Genomic DNA, 9,588 nt, shown 5'->3' with positions numbered 1-9,588 from the left:
CCCGAGACGCCGGAAGCAACACCAGAACAGCAGACAGACACTTCTCCTGCAGAGGCTTCCGCCAGCGACACGCAAGAGCTGGCAGAAGACAACGGGGAGGCTCAGTCTCAGTCTTCAGTGCCCCTGCAAAATGCGGGCAACCCCTCAGCTGTCGATGAGTACCTGGCACAACTCAGCAGGCATCTCTCCCGTTTTTATGAATACCCCCGTCGAGCCCGCAGGCTAGGACAGGAGGGCGCTCCGGTTATAACTTTCGAGTTCCGCCGGGACGGATCGCTTGTCGACCACAGCCTACGCACCGAATCCGGCCACGCCCTGCTAGATAAAGCAGCGCTTGCCATGCTGGAGCAAGCTGTTCCGCTACCTCCTGTGCCCGATGACATGTCCGGCCGCACCTTCAGCTACGCCTTGCCCGTCAGGTTTAGCCTGCGCTGAATTTCGCACCATAGCAGCACAAATCGCACTGAGGCGGTGCGGGAAAACCCGTTCTGCCCCAATCAACCCTTATTGTCTTCCCCCGCATTACTCATTGAATAAAAAGGGTTTTGTGAAAAACCCTCAAGACTGGCACGGTGCCTGCTGGGACTTAATCAGCAGATCTTAATTGTCTGCCCACACTCAAGTTTGTTTCAGACGACGGCGTCTGCTTGCACCTACCAATCAACGGTAGCCTGTGAGCGATGCCGTTTTTTTTCGCCTGTCAAAAGACAGCCAGGAAAGCCCAAGGGATTACGCTATGTCTTACATCATGCCTTCGGAGTTCGTTACCAAAATGGTGGACGCCGGTGAATCAAAAATCTACACAGCCACCCGGGATGTACTGATCCGGGCTTTTATGGCCGGCGCCATTCTGGCTCTGGCTGCGGTATTTGCCATTACTGCAGCCGTTCAGACCGGCAGCCCGCTGATCGGGGCGATTCTATTCCCGGTAGGTTTCTGCATGATCTACCTGATGGGCTTTGATCTGCTCACCGGGGTCTTCATGCTTACCCCACTGGCCCTGCTAGACAAACGGCCTGGGGTTGATACCCGAAGTATTCTGCGCAACTGGGGCTGGGTGTTTCTGGGCAACTTTGGTGGCGCACTGACAGTGGCTGTGATCATGGGTTTTATCTTCACCTATGGTTTCAATGCCGACCCAGGCGCGGTTGGCGACAAGATCGCCAGCGTAGGCAAGGCCCGCACCCTGGGTTATGCCGAATACGGGGTTGCCGGCTGGATGACAATTTTTCTGCGCGCTGTGCTGTGCAACTGGATGGTTTCTATGGGCGTGGTTGGCGCCATGATTTCAACCACAGTATCGGGCAAGGTGCTCGCCATGTGGATGCCGATCATGTTGTTCTTCTATATGGGCTTTGAGCACTCTATCGTCAACATGTTCCTGTTCCCGTTTGCACTGATGATGGGCGGCGAGTTCTCCATCATGGACTACGTTGTCTGGAACGAGATCCCGACCGTACTGGGCAACCTGGTGGGTGGCCTGTCGTTTACCGGACTCACCCTGTACGCCACTCACGTACGTACAGCACCCAAGCGCACCCTGGCCGCCGCCTACAACAATGGTGGAATAGCCCGCTCCAACTAAACGATTGAAGCAGGCACAAAGCTCGGAGCCGCACCCCGGGCTTTGTGCCGTTGTCTGAGGCAAAGAAACCCATGACCACCCAGCTTTCCGTTACCACGGGCCAGCACTCGGACAAAGGCCAAAAGCCGGTCAACCAAGACTTTCACGGCCTGATGATTCCAGACAATCACCAGCTTCGGTCCAAGGGCATCGCCGTGGCCGTCGCCGACGGAATCAGCTCCAGCAACGTCAGCCAGATTGCCAGTGAGTCTGCGGTGGCAGGCTTTTTCAGCGACTATTACTCAACGCCGGATAGCTGGTCGGTCAAACAGTCCGCTCACCGAGTGTTGCGAGCAAACAACGCCTGGCTGCATGCTCAGACCCGGCAAAGCCAATACCGGTACGATCAGGATCGAGGTTACATTTGCACTCTCAGTGTGCTGATCCTGAAATCTGCCACCGCCCACCTCTTTCATGTGGGAGACGCTCGCATTTATCGGTTACAGGGCCACTTACTGGAACAACTGACCACCGACCACCGGGTCTGGCTGTCCCGGGATGACAGCTGCCTGAACCGGGCCATGGGCCTGAACTCACAACTGGATCTTGATTACCTGACCGCTCCGGTTTGGCCAGGTGATACCTTTGTGCTGGCGACCGATGGCGTATACGAACACCTGCCGGAACGTGACATCGCAGGAATCATTCACGAGTCCGGCGATGATTTGGACACTGCCGCCCGGCAGCTGATTACAGCTGCGCTCGCCAATGGCAGCAAAGACAACTTGAGTGCACAAATTGTGCGGGTAGACACGATCCCCTCCAGCAAAAGCAATGAAGAAATCACCCGGGACGCTCACCAACTGCCGTTTACCCCGGAACTGGTGCCGGGGCAGCTGCTGGACGACTACCGGATTCTTCGCCAGATTCATGCCAGCAGCCGCAGCCATGTCTATCTGGCTGTAGACCAGGCCAGCAACCGACAAATTGCCCTGAAAGTACCGGCCATGGAAATGCAGCAGGACCCAAGAGCGCTGGACCTCTTCGCCACCGAACAATGGGTAGCCCAGCGCATCAACAGCCCCCATGTGGTGCGCTCCTTTGCTCCTGAACGGCAACGCAGCTGCCTGTACCTGGCCACCGAATACGTGCAGGGAATCAGCCTTAAACAGTGGTTGCTGGACAACCCTAAACCGAGTCTGGAAACCGTGCGCCAGCTGGTGGAACAGATAGCCCGCGGGCTGAGGGCTTTTCATCGGCTGGAAATGGTACATCAGGATCTGAAACCGGAAAATATTCTGATCGACAGTCAAGGCACCGTGGTGTTGATCGACTTCGGCGCCACCCGCATTGCCGGCCTGCAGGAACTTCGGGAACATGACGAACCCACGTGGCCCCGGGGCGCGGCGCTCTTCAGCGCACCGGAGACTTTTCTGGGAGAGCCCGCAAGCTGGCAGGCTGACCAGTTTTCGCTTGGCGTAATCGCCTATCAACTGCTGACCGGCCAACTGCCCTACGGTACCCGCGTGCCCGGCATTCGCAACCAGTGCCAGCTGCGTCGACTCAGCTATCATCCCGCCCGCCTGTACAGAGAAGATCTACCAGGCTGGGCTGATGAGGCTCTTGCCCGGGCCCTGCATCCGGAACCTCACAAACGCTACCCGGCCCTGTCCGAATTCCTGTTTGATCTGCGCCAGCCCAGTCATCACTGGCACAAGCAGCACAAAAAACCTCTTATCGAACGCCACCCGGTACGCTTCTGGCAGGGATTGTCGGCTCTGTTGCTGCTCGCCCTAATGCTGTCGTTCGCTTATCGTTCGTGACCCGGGCAATTTATTGCCCCGCCAGCAAAAGCTCGCCCGCTTGCCAAGCAAGGGTTTGCTTATAGCTTTGGAACACCACCAAAAAATATATTACTTTGTTGTTTTTGAAGTGTTTTATTACGTTGGCACGCCCCTTGTATTAAGTAAACACGTCCAGGGAACACCCCGGGGACGAATATTCACTTAAACGTCATGGAGCAGACTATGCCAACCCCTTGTTATATCTCTATCGAAGGTAAAACCCAGGGCAATATCACCGCTGGTGCATTTACATCCGATTCCGTTGGTAACATCTACGTTGAAGGTCACGAAGACGAAGTGCTGGTTCAGGAATTCAGCCACGTTGTCACCGTTCCTACAGATCCCCAGTCCGGCCAGCCTTCCGGCCAGCGTGTACACAAGCCATTCAAGTTCACATCCGCACTGAACAAAGCGACACCCCTGATGTACAACGCTCTGGCTTCCGGCGAAATGCTGCCGAAAGTTGAGCTGAAGTGGTACCGCACCTCTGTAGAGGGCAAGCAAGAGCACTTCTTCTCTACCATTCTGGAAGATGCCACCATCATCGACATCAACTGCAACATGCCACACTGCCAGGATAACGCCAGCGCTGATTTCACACAGCTGGTTACGGTTTCCGTGTCCTATCGCAAAGTGACCTGGGAACACACTGTTGCCGGCACTTCCGGTGCAGACGACTGGCGTTCGCCAATCGAGGCGTAATTTACGCTTTGATGTCAAAGAGGGGGCCACGGCCCTCTCTTTTTTCCACCTATCAAAAGGAAATTGGTAGTGAGCAACGCTAATTTAGCTGACGAAGACGTCGCTGCGGTTCAAGCAATAGTCACTGCTTTTTACAATGAGCGCATCGCTAACCGTTTTCATGCGGGTAGCATAACGTTCGAAACCTTGGAGCTCATAGCAACCGTCATACTCGCTTTGATTCTCTCCGGCTGCGCATCAACCCAGCCAATATCGTTTTCACCCAGTCAGGATTACGCGGTATCAGTTCAATCATCTTTATTTGATGCTGTGCGTATCGACGAGAACGACACATCCTTCTTTCGCAATGGAAAAGCCATCGGATTCATTCGAGTCGAACCCGTACCCGAAGATATTTCTTCAACATCCGACTTTCTGAGCAAACTCAGATCCAGCTCTGAATCAGAGACCGTTGAAACAAATTCACTGAGCTTTTCATCAGGGTTCAGAGGGTTTTCCGCGAAGTATCGTAATTATCTGACCGGCTATTTATTCAGCGAGGAGCACCCCGGCTCCATCCTTATTTTCAGCTTTCCGGAAGAAGAGTTTGATAAAATTGCGGGAACAATATCGCCCGGTATTTGACGGTTTTCTGCGGCCCAGTTCTACGCCACCCACTTCCGACCACTAGCCGCAAACTCCACCACCAGTTCAAACACATTGTCGCACTTCTCCTTGAACGCCACGCGGTCATAGCTTTCCGGAAGATCCTTATCCAAAACCTCTTCAATGGCGGCCTTAACAGCCCGCTGGGTCTGGCCATCTTTCCACCAGTCCTGAACCAGTACTTTGGGGTGCCCTTCCAGTAACCGGATAATCAGATCCTTGGCTGCCAACTTGACCTTCTGCTCTTCCGGCTTGGTAAGCTTGTCTTTCTTGAGCAGGTCATAGACTTCCAACTCTTCTTCCGTCAGCCCTTCCCGAATATGGCGCTCGGATTCTTCCCGCAGGTTACCAACGTACTCAACCAGATCTTCAAAATATGCATCAGCAGATGAGCTGCCGGAATTGTATTTGTCGATAATTTCCTGAAGCCGCTGAGCAAAGTCCGTGCGGGTGTGATTCTGTTCCAGAAGCTGTTGCAGCTTGTCATCAATAAACGCGCGAAGCTCTGCGATTTCTATGTGCTTGTATTCAGCTTTCTTGAAGTCTTCCCGAAGCTTGTCGTAATTGATCTTGCTCAGGTCCCAACCCTGTCCTTTCTGGACGATTTCGTATTCCGCCCGGTGGTCCTTGATGCTAAACGCTTCTGCGTTGTCCACCACCACGCTTTCATCCAATAGCTCGGAGATCTTCTGGCTAACCTCATCAATGTCCGCCTGCTCCACCAGGGCATCCACAACGCCCCGCAGGTACTGGATTGCAGCAATCCGCAGGTTGTCATGCTGCTGAAAAATTTCCGGTTTGCATGCCTCGTATAAGGCGGTCACCGTATTTTCATAGACGTTGAACTGCTTCCGCCATTCTTCATTGCTTAACAGGGTATCCGCCGCCTTGTTAAAGAAACCGATATTCTTGAACGTACCCCGTTTCTCGAAGACCGCTTCCATCTCAATCTCGCGCTCTCGACAAAACGCCAGCGTTTGGGAAACAGCATCATCCAGCAATTTAACGAGTTCTGACTTCTCCTGAACCGGCGCTGCTTCGCCATCCCCTCCTTGCGCATAGTCTTTCAGCGCCTTACGCATGTTGCGAAACACGTTGTAGTAATCAACGATCTCGCCGTTCTTTTTTTCCACCAGATCGCCGCTGTGACCCTTGATCCGATATGAAGCGACACGATTGGCCCGGGCGATAGTCTGCATCAGGGAGTGGCCTTTCATGGGTTTGTCGAGGTACAGGGTTGATACCGTGGGTGCATCAAACCCGGTCAGCCACATGGCACACACAAACACCAGTTGCAGTCGGTGTTCCGGGTCTTTGAAGTTGTATTCCACATCGTGCATGTGTTCATCAAGCTGTTCCAGGCGCTTGATGTGGGGTTTGATATCCAGCCCCTGGCGCTCAAACCTCTCTTCATCGGCTTTGGGATCACTGATTACCACGGCCATCTCGACCGTTTTCATGTAATCCCGGATCTTCTTGAAACGTGCTTTCTCGATCTCGTTTGTGGATTCCTTGATCAGCTTCAGCAACCGTTTTTGTTCGTCCTTCCAGTGCTGCTGTACTTTGTCGTACATTCGCACGGCGGTGAACTTATCCAGAGTGATGACCATACCTTTGCCCAGATAACCACGGCGGGGGAAGTGATAAACGATGTCTCTGGCAATGGTATCCAGCCGGTCGTCCCTCTTGATAACTTCCAGTTCCCGGGCGTACTTCTTCTCCAGTTTTTCCTGCTGGGCATCCTCCAGATCTTCGTCTTCCAGAAGCTCGTAAAACTCATCCCCAAGATCATCGTTCTGTATCAGAACCTTTGGCACGCGCTTCTCATAAAAAAGCGGCACCGTTGCATTGTCTTCCATGGCCTGCTGGAAGTTGTACTCGGATACATAATCACCAAACCAGCTATTGGTCTTGCGATCCCGGCCCAGCAGAGGCGTACCGGTGAAGGCGAGGAAGTGAGCACCCGCCAGGCCCGCCCGCATGTTCTCCGCCAGATTCTTGTACTGGGTACGGTGAGCTTCATCCACCATCACTATGACTTCCCGGTTTTCCTTTTCCGGATCGAACAGCTGTGGATACTTTCGGCCCTTGTCGTAGCGGAATTTCTGGATCAGGGTGAAAACCACCTTCTTGTTCTGCCCCAGAAATTTGCGCATTTCCTCGGCGTTCGCCGGTTGCGCAACATCCTCCTTGCGAACGGTCTCGGTGTTGAGGAAGTTCCGGTAGATCTGCCCATCCAGATCCTGCCTGTCGGTGACCACCACGAAGCTGAAATTGCCCGTGGCTTTCCGGAAAATCTTACGGGCGTAGAAAATCATCGAAAAGCTCTTGCCCGAGCCCTGGGTGTGCCAGAACACCCCCAGCTTGCCGTCGTGTTCGCCGCGGTTCAGGAAACGATCGTAGGCGTTATTAACCCCGAGGAACTGGTGGTTCTGGGCGATGATCTTGGTTTCGCCTTTGTGAAACAGCACAAAGTTCTCGATGTAGTCCAATAATCGGGAAGGCTCGCAGACACCGTCTGCTGCATGCTCCAGACTGGTTGCCTGTTCAGAAATTTTCTTGCGATCTACTGGTTCCTTTTCGTTCTCCACACGGAACCAGTTGAAGAAATGTTCCCAGCCTGCCGTAAAACTGCCCACACGGGTTTCGAGGGCATTCGAGAGAATACAGAAGGCGTTGGTGTGGAATAGTTGCGGTATGTCGTGCCGGTAACTGCGAAGGTTGTCTTCATAAGCATTCCGCAGCTTCACATTGGAGTTTTTCAGCTCAACGAACACCAATGGCAGGCCATTGATGTAGAGAATCACGTCGGGACGACGGTAAGCACCCTTGGGAGCCTGACCCACGGATTTTATCCAAAGCTGGGAGACCGCCAGCCAGCGGTTCTGCTTCGGATCATCAAAATCAATCAGCTGCACCTTTTCATGCTGTTTAAAGCCTTTCTCATCATCAAACTGAACCGGCACCCCATCCCGGATGAAATCATACAGTTCCCGGTTAGCGGCAATCGGCGACATGGCGGTGCGCCGGTTCATCACCCGCTCAATGGCTTCATCGATCTTGTTTTCAGGGATGCGGGGGTTCAGTTCGAGGCAGGCTTTTTTCAACTCGAGCGGGAAGATTACATCCCGCTTGTCGGCCCGGTGAGAGCCGTCGCTCAGGTCTTCCGGCTTTGCGGTATAGCAATCCAGCACGTTAAAACCGTGAATATGCTGGAGGCGCTGCAACAGCGCCTGCTCAATGTTGTCTTCGGAAATAAAACTAGCCATCGGCCTGCCGACTCCATGGACCGGGTGGGTGCCAGATTTGCTCGGGGGCATCCGCAGCCTTACCTGCCATCACAGGCGCAACGAATTCAATCACCACCGTTACGAACGCTTCTGGCGCATGGGGCTGGCCAAGGCGCTTACGGAAAGCCTGCCATTGTGGCTGCTTGCTGTCTACAAAAGCGGCAGAAAAGGGACTGGTTCCAGGGATTTCCGTTCCGCGTGTCTGGAACGTGCGTTCAACCGCACCCATCAGATTTTCCAATCTGAACTCATGCTGGCGCGAGAGCAGCCAGATATCATAAAAGTCTTTCATCCGACTGTTCAGTTCGCCAAGGTTCACCATCGCCTGAAACTTCTCAGCGATGGAAGACTCAGGTGAGTAGCACTGAATTCTGGCGGCGGGAAAATCCAGCAAGGCCGGGAACTCCAGCCAGGAGGGAAAGGGAAAAACCGGGTCGCCAAATCCGATGTCCAGTTGCATCGGAATTCTGGCCTTATCGAGAAAACCGGTGAAGGTCACTCTCAGCCCCTGATAATCGGCATCTTCGGTAATGCTATCCACTTTCAGAGTGTCCGGATCAAAGCGCAGGCCATCATCGACAACGTCCGCAGCAATCACATCACGAACTTGCGTCAGAATCGCCTCAGGCTCATTGCTGGTCTCGCCCAGCATGTCGATATCCCGGGTCGGGCGGCTGTTCGGACCCTGCATGGCCCAAAGCATCAGCGCGCCCTTGAGGGTGAAACAGTGGTTATGGGGCGACTGGCTCAGCCGGTATAAAAACCGCTCCATCGCGTAATACTGCAACAGTTCTTGAAAGGGGCGCTTCTCTTCCCTGGATTTATTCAACAGCTTCTGACGAACAGACACGGCGACATTTTTGGCCATAGTGAACTCCTTTCACGTTTGTTTATTCCATTAAGAACCTGACTCTATTCACAGCTTGGCTTCCACATAGGGTGCCATCACATTAGCAACCCGGCAGATCCTGGCGTATTCCATCAGTTTGCCTGGCCGGAAGGTTTTGCGGGTGCGGTAGAGTTCCAGGGCTTCCAGCACCACATCCACGCCAATGCGGTTGCGGAACTTGAAGCAATCCGCCAGGGTTTTCTCCGGGTTGTAGACCTGCAGTGTGATGCCGTCGACCGTCGCCTGTACTATGCCTTCACTAAATGCCCGCCCGGAGAACCGGTAACCCGCTACCGGAGGATAATCCAGAACCGGCAGGCGAGCGTCGCGTTCGACAGCCAGGTGCACCTGATGGGGAATCTGCGTGGTGATGCCGTGCCAGTCCAGCGCAGAAATCAGGCACAGCACCGCATGGGGAAAGCGGGTAACGGCGGCGACCAGATCCGGGTTTTCAATGGGCGGCAGATCCGCCAGCCGGTATAGGCCCCGGCTGACCGGCTCAATCAGCCCCTCATCCCGGAGCTGATAGAACTGGTACCGGTTGATGCCCTGGGCCAGCGCCTCGCTCAGGCGGAGCTGGCCGCCGTGCTGGCGGAACAAGGATTGGAGTTGCACCCGGGAAGACCGGGTAGAATCAGACTCAGACAAACTGTC

The 9,588-nt window shown here is 54.2% G+C and carries 8 protein-coding genes; 5 read left to right on the top strand and 3 right to left on the bottom strand.

The features are described from left to right. From ACTH3S_RS09275 to ACTH3S_RS09255, 5 genes are all read left to right on the top strand, one after another. On the top strand, positions 1 to 435 hold a 435-nt coding region (locus ACTH3S_RS09275; RefSeq protein ID WP_441808723.1), incomplete at its 5' end, for an energy transducer TonB. Between the two features lie 301 nt (positions 436 to 736). Then, positions 737 to 1,585 (top strand): formate/nitrite transporter family protein, encoded by an 849-nt coding sequence (locus ACTH3S_RS09270; protein WP_441808722.1) that lies wholly within the window; start codon positions 737 to 739, stop codon positions 1,583 to 1,585. Positions 1,586 to 1,656: 71 nt separating this feature from the next. After that, positions 1,657 to 3,387 (top strand): protein kinase domain-containing protein, encoded by a 1,731-nt coding sequence (locus ACTH3S_RS09265; protein WP_441808721.1) that lies wholly within the window; start codon positions 1,657 to 1,659, stop codon positions 3,385 to 3,387. Between the two features lie 204 nt (positions 3,388 to 3,591). Next, the gene (locus ACTH3S_RS09260; protein WP_071267989.1) at positions 3,592 to 4,110 is read left to right on the top strand and encodes an Hcp family type VI secretion system effector; all 519 of its coding nucleotides are present in this window, start codon (positions 3,592 to 3,594) and stop codon (positions 4,108 to 4,110) included. A 69-nt stretch (positions 4,111 to 4,179) separates the two neighbouring features. After that, positions 4,180 to 4,734, top strand: coding sequence for a hypothetical protein (locus ACTH3S_RS09255; RefSeq protein WP_441808720.1), 555 nt, complete (start codon positions 4,180 to 4,182; stop codon positions 4,732 to 4,734). Positions 4,735 to 4,754: 20 nt separating this feature from the next. On the opposite strand, the gene ACTH3S_RS09250 is transcribed toward ACTH3S_RS09255, so the two are convergent. The 3 genes from ACTH3S_RS09250 to ACTH3S_RS09240 are packed head-to-tail and all read right to left on the bottom strand — an operon-like array spanning position 4,755 to position 9,582. Continuing rightward, positions 4,755 to 8,024 (bottom strand): type I restriction endonuclease subunit R, encoded by a 3,270-nt coding sequence (locus tag ACTH3S_RS09250; RefSeq protein ID WP_441808719.1) that lies wholly within the window; start codon positions 8,022 to 8,024, stop codon positions 4,755 to 4,757. Further along, positions 8,017 to 8,913 carry a nucleotidyl transferase AbiEii/AbiGii toxin family protein gene (locus ACTH3S_RS09245; protein WP_441808718.1) on the bottom strand — a complete coding sequence of 299 codons (897 nt, stop codon included), beginning with the start codon at positions 8,911 to 8,913 and terminating at the stop codon, positions 8,017 to 8,019. The genes ACTH3S_RS09250 and ACTH3S_RS09245 overlap by 8 nt, the downstream gene beginning before the upstream one ends. 48 nt (positions 8,914 to 8,961) lie before the next feature. Continuing rightward, the gene (locus ACTH3S_RS09240; RefSeq protein ID WP_441808717.1) at positions 8,962 to 9,582 is read right to left on the bottom strand and encodes a type IV toxin-antitoxin system AbiEi family antitoxin domain-containing protein; all 621 of its coding nucleotides are present in this window, start codon (positions 9,580 to 9,582) and stop codon (positions 8,962 to 8,964) included. Positions 9,583 to 9,588: the final 6 nt, after the last annotated feature.

This window comes from Marinobacter sp. (assembly GCF_052094685.1).
GTDB lineage: Bacteria > Pseudomonadota > Gammaproteobacteria > Pseudomonadales > Oleiphilaceae > Marinobacter.
This window is presented reverse-complemented; position numbering and strand designations above follow the sequence as displayed.